Source organism: Halalkalibacterium halodurans (assembly GCF_005671335.1).
GTDB classification, from domain to species: domain Bacteria; phylum Bacillota; class Bacilli; order Bacillales; family Bacillaceae_D; genus Halalkalibacterium; species Halalkalibacterium halodurans.
Genome location: NZ_CP040441.1, coordinates 3,318,046 through 3,336,811 on the forward strand (window position 1 = coordinate 3,318,046; position 18,766 = coordinate 3,336,811).

Here is an 18,766-nt window from a genome sequence, read left to right on the forward strand (position 1 = left end):
GGAAGCACGAGTTGATTCATGGTCTACTGCTGATAAGTAGCCGTTTGGTTACGTAAAAAATCGCCTTCTTTCGTTTGAATTTTGGTAGTGGTACCTTCATGTTAAACGATTGGGCGATTTTTTTGTATGTTCTTTCGAGCGTTAATGGGAGTCGAACGAGCGACAGGCGGCGACTCCTGCGGGAAAAGCAACAGCGGAGGATCGCCGAGAGTGGGGTTCTCGAGGAAGCTGGAGCGTTGCCCGCGGCAAAGAAAACACGACGAATGCAAACAAAGTGTGCGTGAGTCGATGTTGCACTTGTGCCTGTGGTGAAAGCGTCCGCCAAGTCGCGATTTAGAACAAATCAGAAAAGCTGCCTCAAAAAATAGACTTTTGAGACAGCTCCTTTTCTACTTTAAACATATACTTTTTTCATGTTAACAAACGTTTTTTCTTAACTGTTTTATTTTATTCTTCCTCTTGTAATAGTCCTTCTTGGTATATAATTGAACTTGTAAGTAACGGGCCGTTTTATGAGGAAATATGTAGGGGGTGATTCAATGTCAACAAAGAAAACCATTCTCATGATTCTTTTTTCGTTGGTAGCACTCTTTTCCTTTTTTGCCTTAATCGGAATCGTCTCATTTTTCACTGGCCCAACAGCACCGTAGCCGCTAGTAAAAGCAATTGAAAAGGCTACAAAGGTGTGTAACCTTCATAGCCCTCTTTGCCACTAATTGGCTAAAATCTTTTCGGCCTTGGCAATTGCTTTCTTTACTTCTGTAAAGCCTGTGCCGCCAGCACTCGTTCGACGAGCCACCACAGTTTTCGGTTGCAATACGTCGTAAATATCCTCATCAAACAAATCAGATGCTGCCTTATAATCACTTAACGGCAAATCTAGCAAATAGATGCCTTTTTCGATGCAAAGAAGCACGAGCTTACCTACTACTTCATGGGCTTCTCGGAATGGCATACCTTTTGTCGCTAAATAATCGGCGAGCTCTGTCGCATTTGAGAAGTCTTGATGGACAGCCTTCGTCATCGTTTCTTCCTTCACCTTCATCGTTTGGATCATCCCAGCAAAGATGGCAAGCGAGCCTTTCACCGTCTTCACGGCATCAAACATCCCCTCTTTGTCCTCTTGCATATCTTTGTTGTAAGCTAAAGGCAATCCTTTTAGCACCGTTAATAGCGAGAAGAGACTCCCGTAAACACGCCCCGTCTTTCCTCGGATCAGCTCCGCCATATCAGGATTTTTCTTTTGCGGCATGATGCTGCTACCTGTCGCGAAAGCATCGTCCATCTCAACGAATTGAAATTCCTGTGAAGACCAGAGAATCAACTCTTCGCAAAGACGTGATAAATGAGTCATTAAGAGTGAAGACGCACTTAAAAATTCAACGATAAAATCCCGATCACTGACCGCATCGAGGCTGTTCTCATAAATGCCATCAAATCCGAGCAGCTCAGCCGTATACTCCCGGTCAATCGGAAACGTCGTCCCAGCAAGGGCACCTGCCCCGAGCGGTGAGACATTCAATCGTTTTAAGCTATCTTCGTAACGACCATAATCGCGTTCAAGCATCCAAAAATAAGCAAGCAAATGATGAGCGAAGGAAATTGGCTGGGCGCGCTGAAGATGCGTGTAGCCTGGAATTAACGTTTCTACGTGCTGCTTCGCCTGCTCCACAAGGGCCGCTTGAACATTCTTGACTAGCTGTAAAATCTCCTTCGTTTGTTTGCGTAAATAAAGATGCATATCGGTCGCCACTTGGTCGTTCCGGCTCCGTCCTGTATGAAGCTTCCCCCCCACCGGTCCGATTTCGTCGATCAAAAGCTTTTCAATATTTAAATGTATGTCCTCATTGGCAACGGAATAGTTCAGTTCACCTTTTTTTGCCTTTTCCAATAAAATGTGAAGGCCTTTTTTAATTTGCTCCACTTCTTCATTGGCGAGAATTCCAGACTTTTCAAGCATCGTCACATGGGCGAGGCTTCCTTCGATGTCTTCTTCCACAAGTTGCTGGTCAAAGCCGATCGATGCACCGAATTCATCAACCCAAGCTTCTGCTGTTTTCGTGAATCGGCCTCCCCAAAGCTTTGTCACGATGTAACCTCCTTCTTCTCTTGCTTTTCCTTCATTTCCTTGTTCACCATACTGTACACTTTCGTTGGTAGTCCCCATAAGGAGATGAAGCCTACCGCTGCATTATGATCAAATTCGTCATCTGGTGTGTAAGTGGCTAGCTTTTCATTATAAAGGGAATACTCTGATTTACGTCCTTCTACAATGGCGTGCCCTTTAAACAGTTTTACCCGTACAACCCCAGTCACTGTGGATTGAGTTTCCTTTAAGAAGGCAGACAAAGCGGGTTGAAGTGGTGAGAACCAAAGACCTTCATAAATGAGCTCTGCTATTTTTTTCTCTACAACTGGTTTAAAATGGGCCACTTCTTTTGTTAACGTTAAATCCTCCAACTCTTTATGAGCTTTAATGAGTGTCATCGCTCCAGGACATTCGTACACTTCACGAGACTTAATACCGACCAAGCGATTTTCTACGTGATCAATTCGTCCAACTCCATGCTTACCTGCGATTTGATTCAACTCTAGGATCAATTCATGGACTGGATAGCTTTTCCCGTTCAACGTAACAGGGATTCCTTTTTCAAATCCAATTTCCACAATTTCTGGTTGATCGGGAGCATCCTCGATTGCGACTGTTAACTCATAAGCACCTTCTGGAGGTGTTGCCCACGGATCTTCTAAAATTCCGCACTCGTTGCTACGTCCCCATAGGTTTTGATCGACAGAGTACGGATTATCTAAATCAATCGGAATTGGAATGTTGTTTTTCTTAGCGTACTCAATCTCTTCATCACGAGACCATGCCCACTCACGTACAGGGGCTAAAACTTCTAAGTTTGGATTTAATGCTTGAATCGATACCTCAAAGCGCACTTGATCGTTTCCTTTTCCGGTACAACCGTGGGCTACTGCCTGTGCGCCTGTTTGTTCCGCGATTTCTACAAGCTTTTTCGAAATCAATGGACGAGATAGGGCGGAAACAAGCGGGTATTTTTGTTCATACAACGCATGTGCTTGCAATGCCGGCAAAACAAATTCTTCCGCAAATTCTTTTTTCGCATCAATTGTATACGATTCGATCGCGCCTACTTTCAATGCTTTTTCCTTTACAAATTCAAGATCCTTTCCTTCACCGACATCAAGGCCAACGGCAATGACATCATATCCTTTATCGCTAAGCCACTTAATGGCTACAGATGTATCTAATCCCCCAGAATACGCTAAGACAACTTTCTTTTTGCTCATGCTAACAATCCCTCCAAAGTGAATATTCATACTCTTGTTATTATTTTTATACATCCACTTGCATAAAAAAGGGCTGTATAAAACTATCAACTACACTTATTAATATTCATTACTTTACCAACGATTATCGATTTTGACAAGGGGATTTCTCGCTTCTTTTCTTTTTTTCTTCTACCTGTCCGTTTTTTTGGTTACAATACTTATAAAAGGAGGGATGCTTGATGGATTACCGGTTTGAATATGACTCTCGTCTCGGTATTGCCTTGCCCGTACTTTCTCATGAATGGGAGCAGTATGCACCTGCTCTCCAAGATGCGATTTTAGTTGAGTGGGAACAAATTCGTGGCGTCATCCCTGATCGTGTGAAAGAAATTGAGCAGCAAATTAACCTCTATCAACAGCAGCTTGAAGTGGAAGAAGATTTTAACCGTTCCTGTGAACTGAACCGACAAATTGCTGAGCTTGCCTCTGTCATTAATGATCTATGGATCTGGTTCCGTGCTAATCAAACGATGCCTGAACGCATGCATAGCTGACCTTTTAGACAAACAGTACACCTCGTCATATAGCTGATCATCCAACGATTCGACCATGTCATTCACCACACGTGCCACATGGTTCTCTGGAATGAGATCGGAAAAATCCATAGGAAGCACGAGTTGATTCATGGTATACTGCAGATAAGTAGCCGTTTGGTTACGCAAAAAAATCGCCTTCTTTCGTTTGAATTTTGGTAGTGGTACCTTCATTTTTAAACGATTGGGCGATTTTTTGTATGTTCTTTCGCGCGTTAATGGGAGTCGAACGAGCGACAAGGTGGCGACTCCTGCGGGAAAAGCGACAGCGGAAGATCACCGAGAGTGGGGTTCTCGAGGAAGCTGGAGCGTTGCCCGCGGCAAAGAAAACACGACGAATGCAAACAAAGTGTGCGTGAGTCGATGTTGCACTTGTGCCTGTGGTGAAAGCGTCCGCCAAGTCGCGATTTAGAACAAATCAGAAAAGCTGCCTCAAAAGATAGACTTTTGAGACAGCTCCGTTTTGCGTTCGTTACAAATATTTTTCGAGCAACAGACGTTTTTGATAAAAACGGTGGCCGATCTCTAATACTTGACGTGTGTTTCGGTAATTGATTCCTGCACCAAAGGCCATTCCAATAAGCGGAACCCCTTGAATCGTTTTTTTCTTTAACATGGAAATGACAACACTTTTCCCAATTTGACGAATCAACTGCTGTGTCCAAGGCGACGCGATAATTTGTTGACCACTCCCGTAAAAATGAGGAGTGTATTCATCGGTTCGTTCGATCTCACGAAACAATCCATACCATGCAGGTTCTTGATAAGCCTTCGGGAGGGTTGCAACATGAAACAGCTTTAAAATGAGCATCATTTCTAACGGATGCTTGACTTCATATCCATATGTAAGGGCAAGCTGTTGCAACGAACGGAGCTGTAATGCCATTAAAGCCGGTAAATCTAGTGCCAATAATAAGGCTCCGCCCATCCCTGCTAGCCCCCCTTGTCCAAGAGCAAGCAATCGTTGCTTTGCCATATGTTGTTCAGCTAGAAAACGAAGTTCATTCACGGAAAGTTCTTTCATCTCTTCAATCGTTTCAATGTCTGATTGAAATACTTTTGCATGAAGCAGCGTCCGCTCACGAAAATCATCTAATGATCGACTATTTTGTAAGACTGCATGGAGCTGAAACAAGACAGCATCGACTTTTTCTAACAATTGTTGCTGCTTTTCTTCCCCCAATTGGGCGAAACTTTTATCAATCCAATTTTGATAAGATTTTTCCAAGTCGGTTGTCTCATGGGCAAAAAACGCATCTTCCCATCGTTCAATTTCCGTCCAAAGCGCTTGCTCATCTTTGTTCATTTTCATTGCCATCCCCACTTTTCATTCGTCGTTCAATCATTGTCAGGCGTAAACATTTTTCGTTTAAACAGTGGTGAATACGTCCAGCGCTCCTCCGCATGTGACGCCATTAACTCAAAACTGTTCAATCTTCCATTTAGTTGATCGAGAGCTGCTAATAAGATCGCTTCCTTCGTTTTAGGACCATAGACAAAGCTTGTCGCGCCTTCGTCTTGCTCACGCTGACTGAGAATACAATGCTTTACGGCAAGAAGGATCGGCTCATCCATAGAAATACCTAGTTCCTGCGCTGTCTGGTTAATGAGTTCAACCCCAAGCACAACATGACCGATCATTTCTCCTTCATCGGTGTATTCAGGTGCAAATGGATCATGGAGTGCTGCTACCTTGCCAATGTCGTGTAAGATCGCTGCCGCAATGACCACATCCCGATTGATCGTTCCATAGATTAGGCTAAGCTGCAAAATGCTTTGACATACTTCCACCACATGCTCCAAAAGGCCAGCATAATACGGGTGATGTGTTGCTTTCGACGCAGGAATCGTCGTAAAACGTTCGCGAATCTCCTTTTTTCCTAGCATCGTTTTCACTAGTTTGAGCAACGTTTCATCTTGGATTTCTTCAATGATCATTCGCAGTTCATGCCAAAGCTCTTCCCTCGAAAGTCCAGGCTTTGAGATAAGCTCTGCTACGGTCACTGGATCTTCGTCTGTGGCCAGACGGATTCGCTGAATGTTCAATTGCTTTTGCTGACGATAAACCGTGACAACGCCGTCTACCTTCACGACAGCGCGGCGAATTAACGCCTGCTTATGCTGTTCCGTCGCATCCCATAACCGGGCAGGAATGTATTCCAACTTTCGCTCAAGCGTTAAGTTCAAATAATCCGTCCCATTCGAGGCCCGCTTCACTTCACGATCACGAATCATGTAAAAATCAACGACGCGCTCCCCCTCTTGACGGTCTTGAAAACGTGTCAACAGTCATCCCTCGTTTCCTTTCTTCTCTTCTTATTCTAGGGCAAGCGAAAGGGAAAAGCAAAGCGACCAATGTCGTATAAAACCGTAAACACATGTGCTTAGAACGATACCTCTTTTTTCCCGTAAAAAAGAGGCCCCACTCGTGGAGCCCCTTTCGTTACTGCGCTAATCGTACAGTGTCTCTTGCAATCATCACTTCTTCATTTGTTGGGATGACGAGTACTTTTACAGGTGAATGTGGATAGTTAATAAATGCTTCTTTCCCGCGAACCTGATTGAGGGAAGGGTCCCAGTATACACCCATAAACTCAAGTCCCCGTAACACTCGTTCACGAATGACCGTACTATTCTCCCCGATCCCTGCCGTAAAGATGATCGCATCAACACCGCTCATACGCGCAGCATAGGAACCGATATATTTGTGAATGCGGGAGGTGAATACTTCAAGGGCTAATTCAGCTCGATCATTCCCCTCTCCAGCTTGTTCTTCAATATCTCGCAAATCACTAGAGAAACCAGACACGCCGAGAAGACCGCTTTTCTTATTCAGCGTATTGATCACTTCATTTGCCGTTTGTCCTGTTTTTTCCATAATAAACGGAATTAGTGCAGGGTCAATGTTACCCGAACGTGTTCCCATCGTCACACCCGCTAGTGGCGTAAAGCCCATCGACGTATCAATTGACTTTCCCCCGTCAATCGCTGCGATACTCGCACCATTTCCGAGGTGGCAGGAAAGAAGACGCAATTGCTCAATTGGGCGGCCAAGCAGCTCTGCCGCACGTTGAGACACGTATTTATGAGACGTTCCGTGGAATCCATATTTACGAATTCCGAACTCTTTATAATAGTCATAAGGCAAACTGTATAAAAATGAACTTTCCGGCATTGTTTGGTGAAACGCCGTATCAAACACAGCGACAGCTGGAACATTTGGTAACACTTCTTTAAACGCTCGTATGCCAACAATATTTGCTGGATTATGGAGCGGCGCTAGTTCGTTACATTCTTCGATTCCTTGAATGACCTCATCAGTGATCAAAACCGAATCGTTAAACTTTTCACCACCATGAACGACACGGTGACCGATGCCTTCAATCTCATCTAACGATTGAATGATTTCATGGGACGTTAGCTTTTCCAGAAGGGTTTTCACGGCAAAAGCATGATCGGGAATATCGAATGTTTCTGTTACTTTTTCGCCCTTCACTTCAATGGTGAAAATTCCATCACCTAAACCGATCCGTTCCACGACGCCCTTTGTGACTAGTTCTTCTTCCGGCATATTTAACAGCTGAAACTTCAAAGAAGAACTTCCAGCATTAATCGCCATAATTTTGGCCATGTTTTATGACAGCTCCTTTTTTGATGAATCCTCACGTTGACCCTTTTTTATTACCTTACCCATTTAAGCACCAGAATCTTCAGTTTTCAAGTAAAATCGCCGATTTTCTAACGTAAACTTTCAAATTCTTTATTTTCTGACTTGAAACCGCTTTTTCTAAATTCCATGTATTGGCTAGATATGAATTGATGGGAAAATCCCCTTGACGCTTCTATCAAAAGCGTTAGAATCGGCAAATTTTAATGGCAAAGTGATCGTCCCTTTTGTTCTTTCATTCTTTATCCGATTTAACTCGTGCTAATACTCTCACTTTGTAAAGAATCAATAAAGGAAAACTTGGCGATTACGGAGCCTTGAATGAATGATCTTCATTGCTAAAGTTAACGAAGACTCACAACATGTAGGATTAGAATTCTGTGGGGATGTAGAAGAAATCATTGAATAAAATTTCGCTGTCAAAAAAACGAAAAAACGCGAGGAACGATTCTCTCCCCGCGCTATCCCTACAGCCCAAGCTGTTCATCAAACCATTTATTGATTTGTTGGACCATATCTGCAAGAGCTTCCCGCTTCGTAAAGGACGGTAGCTCTGCCAATAACGCTTGCTGTGGAGGGCGGACCCCTTCTCCTTTTTTCTGTAACAATAAAAGGCTCTTTTCGTGTTGTTCAGCCTTAAACATTGATTTCGGTAATTGGAGCAGCCCCAAAATAACGGTCTCTTCCTTTAAAAAAGCATGCAAATCTTGGGCGTAAGGACTATTAAATAATCCATTCGGAACAACAAACAGCAAATACCCAGCTTCTCTCACTTGCCGAATTCCATGTTCAATCATTAAGTGATGAATGTACGAATGTCCATCTGCTGCTTTTAATGAAAACCGTTCTGCTACATCATCTCGAGGGTAGTAGCCCACGGGTAAATCTGTCGCGACAATATCGACTGTCCCTTGTTTTGAAACTTGCAAACTGTCCTGATGAAATAATTCCAATTGACGCTCCTGCAAATTTGCATTCACGAAAGCAAGCTTAAGAAGCGTCTCATCCACTTCAAAACCTAATCCGTTTGCCGGTTGCATGGACTGATTTAAAAGAGCTGTCAATAAGTTTCCAGAACCAACGGCTAGATCTAAAATCGTATACCCCTTCGGATAAGAAGCGGTCACTTTATTAAGTAAATAGCTCATAAATCCACAAACGGCATCTGGAGTCATGGCGTGATGAGGCTGGGTAGCCTCGCGCATTCCTTTTAAAACCGCTAACTGAAATGCTTTGCGCACGGTCTCCGCTTGCAATTCAAGAGTCGCAGCCTCTTGCACTTTTTTCTCTAAAGAAGCTAGGCTAACTTCACTAACCTCCTGGCGCACCTCTTGATAAAAAATATTGTTTCCCATCTCGGCAAGAGCCTCTAAGTAAGTGACATCCTGCTCTTTGGCAAGCACCGTCGTTCCTTCATCAAGCGCAGTATATAGCTTTTCAATCACTGTTTGTGCTTCCATATGTACTTGTCCTCCCTACGTACTGCAACCTATCATTATGCCATTGTAACCAATCTGAGAAAGGTTGAAAAGAGAAACGGACGATATTAGAAAAACGAAACTTACCGCCTAGTCTTATTGGTGGAAGCGACGCTTCTCTTATCGAGGTTTACCTTCTTTAAAGTGAAAGAAAAAGCGCCTCCAAACGAGACGCTTTCCTAGAATGCTTAAAGGGCTGCTTTTGCAGCTTCAATGGCTTTTTCGTAATCTGGGTGGTTTGTCGCTTCTGATACATATTCAACATATGTTACTTCATCATTGGCATTGATGACAAATACGGCACGAGCCAATAAGCGTAGCTCTTCAATCGCGACACCGTATGCTTTTCCGAACGATAAATCCCGATGATCTGATAGCGTCTTCGCCTGCTCTAAGCCGGCCGTTGCGCACCAACGTTTTTGTGCAAATGGAAGATCCACACTAACGGTCAATACTTCAACGCCGTCAAGATTTGCTGCTTCTTCGTTAAATTTGCGTGTTTGCGCATCACATACTCCTGTATCAATAGACGGAACGACACTAATTAAACGTACCTTTCCTTTTGAGTCGTCAAGAGTCACAGGTGATAAATCATTTGCAAGAACCGTAAAGTTTGGGGCTTTGTCTCCTACCTTTACTTCGTTACCTAGTAATGTCATTGGATTTCCTTTAAATGTGATAGACGCCATCGATTCTCCTCCTTAGTAAAAGCTTCTCTTTCATCTTACCTTGTCCCTTTGCCCGGATCAATAAAAATGGCGCCAACTGGAGCGAAAAATTAGAATTTACAGGGTAGCGGCTTCTCGCCAAGTCTTAATTACTGCAATTGAAGTTTACATTCCAAAAATGAAAAAAGAATGGGAACCCTCCCATCCTTCTTTTATACTGGCGGTTGTTGCTGATTATACATATTATTCGTATAATTGTTGCCTGCGTTTCCTCTGTTCTGCCCAAGCATTTGTTGAATTTTTTCAATTACTTGAGGAGCGAAATCGACAAGCTTCTCATATAGGTGAGTGCTGCCATCAATATGAACCATCTTAATGCCATGGCTATTGACGACTAAGAAGGCAATCGGTGTAATCGATACTCCTCCACCGCTTCCTCCACCAAACGGGTGAGAAGCCGGGTGCTGATCACCGATTTGATCCACCATAAATTCACTACCACCCGCGGCAAATCCGAATCCTACTTTAGAGACAGGCATGATGACACTGCCATCTGGTGTTTCGACTGGATCGCCAACAATGGTATTCACGTCCACCATTTCTTTTAAATTTTCCATTGCCGTTTTCATAAGCCCTTGAATCGGATGATCTGACATGGGAAACCTCCTTTAGATGCATTTACTTCTTTTTTATCCGGTCATTGATTCACGGGATTGAAACAGTCTGACAGAAGGGCGCTTCTTCCAATGCTTCAAGACCAACAAGCCTGTGCCTATAGCATGCCCGAGGCGAAAGGAGAACATGCACACAAACTTTGTTTTGGACACCTTGTGCTGATAATGGGGGAATACCGCTAATTTTGGCATCGTTTGTAGACGCATGAAATTCCCAATAAACCCGCAGAGTGTCCCTTTAAATGTCCAAACGACACCAAGAAGCATTCCGGTCCATACTGCATCACCAACTCCAATTTCACTCGACCATTCCAACTGATGTACACGAATCCGGCGCAAAAAACGACGAACAATACGGTAAAAACCGGCCACATGTCGAACGAAATCTTGGAATTCCTGGATATCTTTTAGGATCGTTTCAAAGCGTATTTTCCCTTTCTCACTCGAAGTGGTAGCTTCCCCCATCTTTTGATCCTCTTCCACAATAAAAGAACCGGACGAGACATCCACTTTAATCAAAGGGGCTGAAATCGTATAGGTAAACACTCTCCAGGCAGACATATGTACCTCTAGTAAATCATCATCACCATCATGATGATAACGGATCGTCACATTAATTTTTGTTATCGCAATGAACAGTCCAATAAGAAAGAGAATGATGCCTAGCCAAACAAGCCAACTCAAAATGTCCACCCCGCTTCCTCTTCCCTTCTCAGGTCGCCCTTAGTATATACGAACAAAGGAAAAATAAACCTGCTCCCTCTATAAAAGGAGCAGGCTTCTGTTATGATTCTTCATGGACAACATACGTGTCAGCGATCATATCATGAATCCCTTGTTTTTTCCTCGTAAACGCCACCACTAGGTAAAGGAGGATAAACAGTGCGAATACTTGATGAAGAAAGCGCCCAACGACTTCACGGAACAGCACCTCTCCCCATGAAAGGGGGCCTCCTTGTTGATTCACAACCTTCAACCCAAAAACCATCTTCCCAACGGTTTGACCATATTCTTTGGTCATAATGACATAATAAGCATAACCGATCAAAGAGGCTAAAATAACTTCCAAGGACCAGACAGACAGTTGAATGTTCAGCCCAAACCAACGAAAGGTCGGATATACGACAATAGCATTAATACTGAAAATCACCACAAGGTCAAGAAGAAAAGCCCAGAAACGCATCCAGAAGCCCGCATAACGAACCTGTGGTTCTTGTTCATCCATTTGAATCTCTTCTGGTGGGGAAGATTGCTCTTGAACAGCCTCTTCTTTTTTCTGATGACGAAGCGAAAACCGTCGTCTCGGAATAGCTTGATCCATTATTCTCCCCCTATTCTGCGTATAAATATTGTAGAGTCGGCGTATTCGATTGGTTCAATAGCCGCTCGATGCTTTGGAGTTCATAGCTTGGTGACAAAAATCGATTCGTTGACATCGAGAAGAAGTCGTACAAGCCGAGAGAATGCTCGTACCTGATGACATTATAATCCGCGCCAAGATCTTCTTTCATCGACTCAATGACATCATCCAAACCGCCAAGCTCATCTACTAAACCTGTAGCCACCGCTTGACTACCCGTATAAATTCGACCATCTGCCAATTCCCGAACTTCTGTTTCAGACATTCCGCGGCCATCTACGATCACTCGTACAAACTCATCGTACATTTCATCGACAAGCGTCTGTAAAATGTCTTCTTCCTCGTCTGTTACCTCACGTGTTTGCGATAGAATATCCTTATATGGCCCACTTTTAAACGTGTTGAATTCGATTCCGAGGTTTTCAGCTAAACCTGAAATGTCGATCGACTGCATGATCACACCGATGGAACCTGTAATGGTTTGTGGATGGGCGTAGATTTTTGTAGCTGGTGCCGATATGTAGTAACCGCCTGACGCTGCCATATTTCCCATTGATACATATACCGGCTTCTCACTGTCCTGAACAATTTCCTCAACCTGCTTATGAATTTCTGCGCTTTCTAGCACACCACCACCTGGGGTATTCACTTGCAAAATGATTCCTGCTATATTTGGATCTTTGCCTGCTTTTTCTAGCTGCTTTAAAAAGTCGCGATGGTGATATACCCCAGTATTAAGTAGGGAAGGAGCTGATCCCGTATCTTGAATGACTCCCGATAACTCCAAAATCGCGATGGACTTTCCAAAATCTGTACCTGTCTCAACGATTGTCTGCTTATACGACGTACCTGTTCCTACCCACTCGTCGACGTCCACCGCTGGACTCGAGACTAAACTTATGGCTACCGACGCGACAAATAACATCGCCGCCGCAATTAAAGCTAACCACCTTTTTCGACTCATCATGACGTTTCACTCCTCACCGTACTGCTATTTCAACGGTAATCATAACATAAATAGAAAAATAAGACACTTATCATTGGATGAATGTCTCCAAGCAGGTTATGATGTAAGGGAGGAATTTATTCTTGGAAGGGAACGATGAGGATGGAAGACAGAAACAACATCTACTTTTTTTACAAACACACCAAGTCGATGCAAGAAGCGGTGGAGCCGCTCAAACAACTCGCCACCTCTCAAGGATTGAACGTTGTCGATGATGTTCAAAAAGCGAATATTATCGTCAGTGTTGGTGGAAATAATGCCTTTTTGCAAGCAACACGTAAAACGAATTTTCGTTCCGATTGCCTTTATGTAGGCGTGAGCACAGATCGTGAAGGATTTTATCCCGATTTTACGATCAATGAAATAGATAAAATGTTTGAAGCATTTGAAAATCAAAATATAGAAGTGAAAAGACTTTCAACGCTTGAGGTTACCATTGACGATGAAAAACCGTTCTACTGCTTAAATGAATGCTCGATTCGCTCCAACGTGATTAAAACGTTTGTCTTAGAAGTATTCATTGATGACATGCATTTTGAGACGTTCCGCGGCGACGGGATGATTGTATCCACACCAACTGGAAGCACCGCATACAACAAATCGGTACGGGGAGCAGTTGTTGATCCACGACTTCCATCCTTACAAGTAAGCGAAATCGCTTCCTTAAATAACAATACGTATCGAACGCTCGGGACATCGTTTCTTCTAAGTGGAGACCGAACACTCCGCTTGAAAGTGGTTCAAGACGGCAATGATTTCCCGATTATCGGAGCCGACAATGAAGCCTTGAGCATCCGTCACGCAGAGGATATTAAAATTCGCCTTTCGGACAAGCAAGTAAAAGTGTTGAAGCTGAAAGACAATACATTCTGGCACAAAGTGCAGCGAAACTTCTTATAATGACTGAGAGGGAGCCACTCGGATCGAATGGCTCCCTTTATCCTATGCCTGAAAGACAATCGCCTCACCGATAACCGTCTTTTCTACTCGTGTCGTTAAAAGTTCTTCCTCCCTGCACGTGAACAAGTTTCGGTTTAACATCGTAAAATCAGCGACATAGCCAGGCCGAATGTTTCCGCGCTCATGTTCCCGCTCAATTGCATAAGCGCTTCCTGTCGTATAAAGCTGTAACGCCTCATAACGTGTCAACTTCTCCTCCGGCAAGTATCCTTCATGTTGATCGGTCGCCTTTTTTCGTGCCACAGCGGCATAAATTCCATAAAGAGGATCCACCTCTTCGATCGGCGCGTCCGATCCTCCTGCTAGTGCCATCCCTGACCTCAGCAACGTTTTCCAAGCAAATGAGTACGAAAGCCTCTCATTGCCGAGCCTTTCTTCGACCCAAGGAAAGTCGGCTGGAACAAAAGCTGGCTGAATATCTAAGATGACCTTTAGTTTTTTCATTCGCTCAACCAAAGACGGAGGAGTGACCTGTGTATGAATCAATCGATCTCGTCCTTCGGTGACAGGGTGGGCTTCGATGGATGTGATGGCCATTCTGAGCGCCTCATCCCCTATCGTATGAATCGCTACAGGAAGTTTGTATTGGCGTGCTTTTTTGATAAGGTTCGTTAATTGCTCCTGCGTATGAATAGCGACACCTGAAGTTGTTGGGGCATCACAATATGGCTCGCTTAAAAGAGCCGTCCGACCACCAAAGGCTCCATCGGCAAAAATTTTCATCGCTCCAAACTCTAACCATTCACCTACAGGCCCTTTGCAATATCCCGCTTTTATCATGTCATCAATCACTTCATGATGAACGAGCAAATGAGCTCGAAATCGTCTCGTATTTCCATCAATTACTCTCTGAAAGGTTGCAAAGGTTTGATTGAATCCAAGGTAATAGCCTAAATCCTCCGTATGTCCTCCAACTAATCCTTTTGCCACCATATCATCTACCGCTGCTGCCAACGCTCGTTCTAAGTAAGCTGCTGAAACAGATGGCGCTACTCGCTTGACGAGCTCTTGGGCCGTGTCAAGGAAATACCCAGTCGGTTCACCGAGCTCATCTCGGACGATTCGGCCTCCCGGAGGATCTGCTGTATCCTTCGAAATCCCTGCTAGCTGCAGCGCTTTCGAATTGACGAGAATCGCGTGGCGACAGACTCGTGTCAAAATCATCGGATGATTCGGTGCGATCTCGTCTAACTCGTTACGATGAAAAATTTTCTGATCAGGAAAGTTATTCTCATTCCATCCTTCTGCTGTTACCCAGTCTCCCTCTTCTGTGAGGGCCACTCGCTCCATTAGCTTTTCACGCATGTCTTCTGCGTTCATTACTGTCGACAAATCTAAACGTAAAAGCTTTTCCCCATGACCGATCATGTGGAGATGGCTGTCAACAAATCCGGGATATACGTAAGCCCCATCACAATTCATCTCCTGATTGATGCGTGTGCGATATTTCTGCCGTAATTCTTCAGCTGTTCCTATCGCGACAATTTTTCCGTCTTCTGTAAAAACGGCCTCCACTTGATCGCCTTCATGCACCATAGTAAAAAAAGTACCATTCCACCAAAGAGTCCCCATCGCCTGCATTCCTTTCCTTTATCAGCGTTCTATCTTCCTTTATCTTGCCAAAACAACTGGCCGATTGACAAGCTAAAGGCAGGCAGAGATCCTCGCGCCTTTCTCTCTGGGCATAGACCTGTTAAATGTACCACTGACTGAACAGCCATTAGTGATAGAAATCACTGTTCTAAAGAAAGTATCTATCTAAAAAGTGAAAAAGGTTGTGCCCACTCTTTAGGCATCAACCTTTTTCGTTGTTACTGTGCCCTCAATTGCTCTTGTTGTCTTAATTCGATACGCCTAATTTTTCCGGAAATAGTCTTCGGTAGCGACTCGACAAACTCCACTTTTCTTGGGTATTTGTATGGAGCGGTGTGCGCTTTCACATGATCTTGCAACTCTTTGCTGAGCGCTTCCTTATCTAGATTCGTGGAATCATTCAGAACGATATACGCTTTCACAACGGCTCCGCGATCTTCATCGGGACTCGCGACAACCGCACATTCCTTTACCGCTGGATGTTTCGTCAAAGCATCCTCTACTTCAAACGGTCCGATCGTATAACCTGAACTAATAATAATATCGTCACTGCGCCCCTCAAACCAGAAAAAGCCATCCTCATCCATTCTTGCTAGATCCCCTGTAATGTAGTAGTCTCCACGAAACGCTTGAGCGGTCCGCTCAGGCTCCCGATAATATTCCTTGAATAAAGCAGCCGCATCCTTATGTACGGCAATCTCTCCGACTTCGTGAGGGGCCACAGGCTGACCATCCTCATTCACGATGACGACTTGCCCTTCAAGTGTTGGCTTCCCCATCGATCCTGGTCGCTGTTCCATGCCAATCATCGTCCCGACTAAAAGCGTGTTCTCGGTCTGCCCATAACCGTCCCTTACGTTGATCCCAAACGTGTCTCGGAACGTCTCAATGACCTTTCGATTCAGCGGCTCTCCCGCGGACACCGCGCTGTGCAAATGGGGAAAACGGTAGCGATTGAGATTGTCTACTTTCGCCATAAAACGATATTCTGTTGGCGTACAGCATAGAACATTGATGTTTTCTTTCTCTAACAAGGCTAAATACTCGTTCGGATCAAAAGGACCATTGTAGACAAACGCGGTTGCCCCTAGACCGATCGTTGATAAAAACGGGCTCCACACCCATTTTTGCCATCCAGGAGCAGCCGTTGCCCAGACGAGATCCCCTTCACGGACGCCAAGCCAATGTTTCGCTGCTGTTTGCAAATGAGCATAAGCCCAACCGTGGGTATGGACAACCCCTTTTGGATTACCTGTTGTTCCCGAGGTGTAAGGCAAAAACGCCATTTCGTCCCGTCTTGTTTTCACACCCTCAAAGGAAACGCTTTCATTCCTTGCAACATCTTCTAGAGATTCCCATCCTGATTTTGCGCCTGAAATAACCCATTTGTACTGTAGTGAAGGAAGAGGAACACTCATGCTGTCAATTTCATCGGTTGCTTGAACATGGGCGATGATGGCTTTTGCTTCTGAATGTTGAATTCGATAAACAAAATCGTTGGCCCGAAGCATGTTGGAACAAGGAATAATAACAATTCCCGCCTTTAAACAGGCTAAATAGCAATAATACGCTTCTGGAATTCTTGGTACCACCACAAGCACTTTGTCTCCCCGCTTAAGTCCGCACTTGGTTAACGCATTCGCATATTGATGAACGGTATTCATTAACTCGGCATACGAAATGTCTTTCCGATGACCCTTATCATCTAAAAATCGAATTGCGAGCCGGTTTACGTCCCTTGCAAATACGTCAAGTTCCTCCGTCAGATTGTATTCTTCCGGTGCCATGTGTTCCACTCTCATAGCGCTCCCCCTTTTCATTCCACTTCCTTATTATTATACTGAATTCATTTTTTATTTTGAATATTTTATACAAAAATAAATAGGACATGAAAGGGTTAGATACGTGAAAGGGAGCGGTGTCCCGCTCCCTTTTTAAGCCATATATTTTGTTATTGTTGTTGGAACCCACCCATTTGTTGTTCAGCCATAGCTACGAGACGCTTTGTGATCTCACCACCAACTGAACCGTTCGCACGAGAAGTTGTGTCAGCACCAAGCTGTACGCCAAACTCTTGTGAAATTTCTGTTTTCATTTGATCAAGTGCTTGTTGAACACCAGGAACCACTAATTGGTTAGAGTTGTTTGATCTTGCCATGTGTCTCACCTCCTTTGTACCTATAGAATGATTCTCAAAGGTGAAAAACATGCAAACAACGAACTGGTAATTAATGAGATTATCAAAGGGTCGCTAGAGTAGCTCATCCATCTCTGTTTTTGAGACTGCTGCTTCGCTTTTAATCACCATGGTTTCTGTTCCCTCAATGGCTGCTTGAACGTACGCTTCTGTTTCAACGAACTGTTCAAATTTCTTCGCTTGTTGACGCGTCGGCTTCGTCTTTGAATCTGGAGGAAGAAAAATCGTACAGCAATCTTCATACGGTAAAATGGAAATATTAAAGGTGTCGATTTCTTTCGCAACCGTAATGACTTCTTCTTTATCCATCGTAAGGAGAGGCCGAAGCACAGGAGTGGTGGTTACTTCATTGATCGTATTCATGCTGTGCAACGTTTGACTTGCAACCTGTCCTAGACTTTCTCCTGTTGCAATCGCAAGCGCATCTGTCTTTTTCGCAATGCCTTCACTGATTCGCAACATCATCCGCCGCATAATCGTCATCTCCATATTCGATGGCACCTTTTCATGAATGTGCTTTTGCAGTTCTGTGAATGGAACGATATGCAGCTTCACTTGTCCCCCGAAATTCGTTAGTTTTGCCGCTAAATCCACCACTTTTTGCTTGGCCTTTTCATTCGTAAAAGGCGGGCTATGAAAATGAATCGCTTCAAGAGTAACCCCGCGCTTCAGCAAATAATAGCCTGCCACTGGACTATCAATTCCACCCGAAAGCATTAATAAGACTTTTCCACTTGTCCCAACTGGCAAGCCGCCAAGTCCTTTAAATTCACCTGTCATAATGTATGTCCCACTCTCCCGTACTTCCACCTTAATTTCCACATCAGGTGAATGCACATCGACGGAAATTTGCTCCGTGTTCGCCAGGACAAAGCCGCCTAAATGATGATTCAACTCAGAAGAGGAAATCGGAAATGGCTTATAAGCTCGTCTCGCATTAATTTTAAACGTTCGTACCTCTCCTTCGCTCGCTTGTAACGCGTGAAGAGCGGCCTGTTTCATCTTGTCCAGTTCGTTCGTAACGCGAATGGCTAAGCTAAAGGAGTGAATCCCAAAAATTTTCCGTAGCTTGTCTTTAATTGGCACTGGATCTTCGCCGTTTAGTCCGAGTAAAATTCTCCCGAACGTCCGATGATACGTCAACCGAGGAAACGACGGCTTTAGCACCGAGCGAATATTTTGCACTAACTGTTTTTCAAACATATGACGGTTTTTTCCTTTTAAGGCGAGCTCACCATAGCGTATTAAAATATGGTCAAAAGTTAACATGGTC

The 18,766-nt window shown here is 44.1% G+C and carries 19 protein-coding genes and 1 pseudogene; 4 read left to right on the plus strand and 16 right to left on the minus strand.

Features of this window, described 5'->3' with window-relative positions; translation table 11 throughout:
* The first annotated feature begins 98 nt into the window (after positions 1–98).
* Positions 99–284 carry a hypothetical protein gene (locus FED51_RS16160; RefSeq protein WP_053430517.1) on the plus strand — a complete coding sequence of 62 codons (186 nt, stop codon included), beginning with the start codon at positions 99–101 and terminating at the stop codon, positions 282–284.
* A 428-nt stretch (positions 285–712) separates the two neighbouring features.
* On the opposite strand, the gene argH is transcribed toward FED51_RS16160, so the two are convergent.
* Both argH and FED51_RS16170 read right to left on the minus strand, forming a co-directional pair.
* Entirely contained in the window at positions 713–2,089 is a 1,377-nt protein-coding gene (gene argH, locus FED51_RS16165; RefSeq protein ID WP_053430516.1) for an argininosuccinate lyase, read from the minus strand.
* Entirely contained in the window at positions 2,086–3,315 is a 1,230-nt protein-coding gene (locus FED51_RS16170; RefSeq protein ID WP_010899330.1) for an argininosuccinate synthase, read from the minus strand. Before FED51_RS16170 ends, argH begins: the two co-directional genes overlap by 4 nt.
* Positions 3,316–3,536: 221 nt before the next feature.
* Between FED51_RS16170 and FED51_RS16175 the strand changes: the two genes are divergently transcribed.
* A complete protein-coding gene (locus FED51_RS16175) occupies positions 3,537–3,851 on the plus strand; it encodes a hypothetical protein (RefSeq protein ID WP_010899331.1) in 315 nt (104 codons plus the stop codon).
* Here FED51_RS16175 and FED51_RS21765 read toward each other — a convergent pair.
* A pseudogene (locus FED51_RS21765) lies at positions 3,840–4,019 on the minus strand (IS5/IS1182 family transposase); the annotation flags it as partial. The gene FED51_RS16175 and the pseudogene FED51_RS21765 overlap by 12 nt on opposite strands.
* A 71-nt stretch (positions 4,020–4,090) precedes the next feature.
* Between FED51_RS21765 and FED51_RS21200 the strand changes: the two are divergent.
* A complete protein-coding gene (locus tag FED51_RS21200; RefSeq protein ID WP_175414289.1) occupies positions 4,091–4,249 on the plus strand; it encodes a hypothetical protein in 159 nt (52 codons plus the stop codon).
* A 113-nt stretch (positions 4,250–4,362) separates the two neighbouring features.
* Here FED51_RS21200 and FED51_RS16185 read toward each other — a convergent pair whose 3' ends face one another.
* From FED51_RS16185 to sppA, 9 genes are all read right to left on the minus strand, one after another.
* A complete protein-coding gene (locus FED51_RS16185; protein WP_053430515.1) occupies positions 4,363–5,202 on the minus strand; it encodes an EcsC family protein in 840 nt (279 codons plus the stop codon).
* A gap of 26 nt (positions 5,203–5,228) precedes the next feature.
* Positions 5,229–6,176: a 3'-5' exoribonuclease YhaM family protein gene (locus FED51_RS16190; protein WP_010899334.1), complete on the minus strand. Its 948-nt coding sequence runs from the start codon at positions 6,174–6,176 to the stop codon at positions 5,229–5,231.
* A 157-nt stretch (positions 6,177–6,333) separates the two neighbouring features.
* Complete coding sequence (locus tag FED51_RS16195) at positions 6,334–7,521, minus strand: acetate kinase (RefSeq protein ID WP_041820809.1); 1,188 nt, start codon at positions 7,519–7,521, stop codon at positions 6,334–6,336.
* A 503-nt stretch (positions 7,522–8,024) separates the two neighbouring features.
* A complete protein-coding gene (locus FED51_RS16200; protein ID WP_010899336.1) occupies positions 8,025–9,017 on the minus strand; it encodes a class I SAM-dependent methyltransferase in 993 nt (330 codons plus the stop codon).
* Between the two features lie 206 nt (positions 9,018–9,223).
* Positions 9,224–9,724, minus strand: a complete 501-nt coding sequence (gene tpx / locus FED51_RS16205; RefSeq protein ID WP_010899337.1) for a thiol peroxidase — start codon at positions 9,722–9,724, stop codon at positions 9,224–9,226.
* Between the two features lie 191 nt (positions 9,725–9,915).
* Positions 9,916–10,359: a GerW family sporulation protein gene (gene ytfJ, locus FED51_RS16210; RefSeq protein WP_053430514.1), complete on the minus strand. Its 444-nt coding sequence runs from the start codon at positions 10,357–10,359 to the stop codon at positions 9,916–9,918.
* 33 nt (positions 10,360–10,392) lie between these two features.
* Positions 10,393–11,070 (minus strand): DUF2953 domain-containing protein, encoded by a 678-nt coding sequence (locus FED51_RS16215; protein WP_053430513.1) that lies wholly within the window; start codon positions 11,068–11,070, stop codon positions 10,393–10,395.
* A 91-nt stretch (positions 11,071–11,161) separates the two neighbouring features.
* Positions 11,162–11,698, minus strand: a complete 537-nt coding sequence (locus FED51_RS16220) for an RDD family protein (RefSeq protein WP_053430512.1) — start codon at positions 11,696–11,698, stop codon at positions 11,162–11,164.
* 10 nt (positions 11,699–11,708) lie between these two features.
* The gene (sppA, locus tag FED51_RS16225; RefSeq protein ID WP_083445470.1) at positions 11,709–12,704 is read right to left on the minus strand and encodes a signal peptide peptidase SppA; all 996 of its coding nucleotides are present in this window, start codon (positions 12,702–12,704) and stop codon (positions 11,709–11,711) included.
* A 141-nt stretch (positions 12,705–12,845) separates the two neighbouring features.
* On the opposite strand from sppA, the gene FED51_RS16230 reads away from it, so the two are divergent.
* Positions 12,846–13,643, plus strand: coding sequence for an NAD kinase (locus tag FED51_RS16230; protein WP_010899342.1), 798 nt, complete (start codon positions 12,846–12,848; stop codon positions 13,641–13,643).
* A 42-nt stretch (positions 13,644–13,685) separates the two neighbouring features.
* Here FED51_RS16230 and FED51_RS16235 read toward each other — a convergent pair whose 3' ends face one another.
* The 4 genes from FED51_RS16235 to thiI form a co-directional block, all read right to left on the minus strand.
* Positions 13,686–15,275 (minus strand): amidohydrolase, encoded by a 1,590-nt coding sequence (locus FED51_RS16235; RefSeq protein ID WP_053430511.1) that lies wholly within the window; start codon positions 15,273–15,275, stop codon positions 13,686–13,688.
* Positions 15,276–15,514: 239 nt separating this feature from the next.
* A complete protein-coding gene (mbcS, locus tag FED51_RS16240) occupies positions 15,515–17,098 on the minus strand; it encodes an acyl-CoA synthetase MbcS (protein ID WP_053430510.1) in 1,584 nt (527 codons plus the stop codon).
* Positions 17,099–17,247: 149 nt separating this feature from the next.
* Positions 17,248–17,454, minus strand: a complete 207-nt coding sequence (locus FED51_RS16245; RefSeq protein WP_138090678.1) for an alpha/beta-type small acid-soluble spore protein — start codon at positions 17,452–17,454, stop codon at positions 17,248–17,250.
* Positions 17,455–17,547: 93 nt separating this feature from the next.
* The gene (gene thiI / locus FED51_RS16250; protein WP_053430509.1) at positions 17,548–18,762 is read right to left on the minus strand and encodes a tRNA uracil 4-sulfurtransferase ThiI; all 1,215 of its coding nucleotides are present in this window, start codon (positions 18,760–18,762) and stop codon (positions 17,548–17,550) included.
* Positions 18,763–18,766 lie beyond the last annotated feature (4 nt).

Coding starts and splice junctions, on each gene's coding strand:
- FED51_RS16160 (WP_053430517.1), top strand. CDS start 99: ATGTTAAACGATTGGGCGATTTTTTTGTATGTTCTTTCGAGCGTTAAT.
- FED51_RS16235 (WP_053430511.1), bottom strand. CDS start 15,275: ATGGGGACTCTTTGGTGGAATGGTACTTTTTTTACTATGGTGCATGAA.
- FED51_RS21200 (WP_175414289.1), top strand. CDS start 4,091: ATGTTCTTTCGCGCGTTAATGGGAGTCGAACGAGCGACAAGGTGGCGA.
- FED51_RS16220 (WP_053430512.1), bottom strand. CDS start 11,698: ATGGATCAAGCTATTCCGAGACGACGGTTTTCGCTTCGTCATCAGAAA.
- thiI (WP_053430509.1), bottom strand. CDS start 18,762: ATGTTAACTTTTGACCATATTTTAATACGCTATGGTGAGCTCGCCTTA.
- mbcS (WP_053430510.1), bottom strand. CDS start 17,098: ATGAGAGTGGAACACATGGCACCGGAAGAATACAATCTGACGGAGGAA.
- tpx (WP_010899337.1), bottom strand. CDS start 9,724: ATGGCGTCTATCACATTTAAAGGAAATCCAATGACATTACTAGGTAAC.
- FED51_RS16170 (WP_010899330.1), bottom strand. CDS start 3,315: ATGAGCAAAAAGAAAGTTGTCTTAGCGTATTCTGGGGGATTAGATACA.
- sppA (WP_083445470.1), bottom strand. CDS start 12,704: ATGATGAGTCGAAAAAGGTGGTTAGCTTTAATTGCGGCGGCGATGTTA.
- FED51_RS16175 (WP_010899331.1), top strand. CDS start 3,537: ATGGATTACCGGTTTGAATATGACTCTCGTCTCGGTATTGCCTTGCCC.
- FED51_RS16185 (WP_053430515.1), bottom strand. CDS start 5,202: ATGAAAATGAACAAAGATGAGCAAGCGCTTTGGACGGAAATTGAACGA.
- FED51_RS16195 (WP_041820809.1), bottom strand. CDS start 7,521: ATGGCCAAAATTATGGCGATTAATGCTGGAAGTTCTTCTTTGAAGTTT.
- ytfJ (WP_053430514.1), bottom strand. CDS start 10,359: ATGTCAGATCATCCGATTCAAGGGCTTATGAAAACGGCAATGGAAAAT.
- FED51_RS16200 (WP_010899336.1), bottom strand. CDS start 9,017: ATGGAAGCACAAACAGTGATTGAAAAGCTATATACTGCGCTTGATGAA.
- FED51_RS16245 (WP_138090678.1), bottom strand. CDS start 17,454: ATGGCAAGATCAAACAACTCTAACCAATTAGTGGTTCCTGGTGTTCAA.
- FED51_RS16230 (WP_010899342.1), top strand. CDS start 12,846: ATGGAAGACAGAAACAACATCTACTTTTTTTACAAACACACCAAGTCG.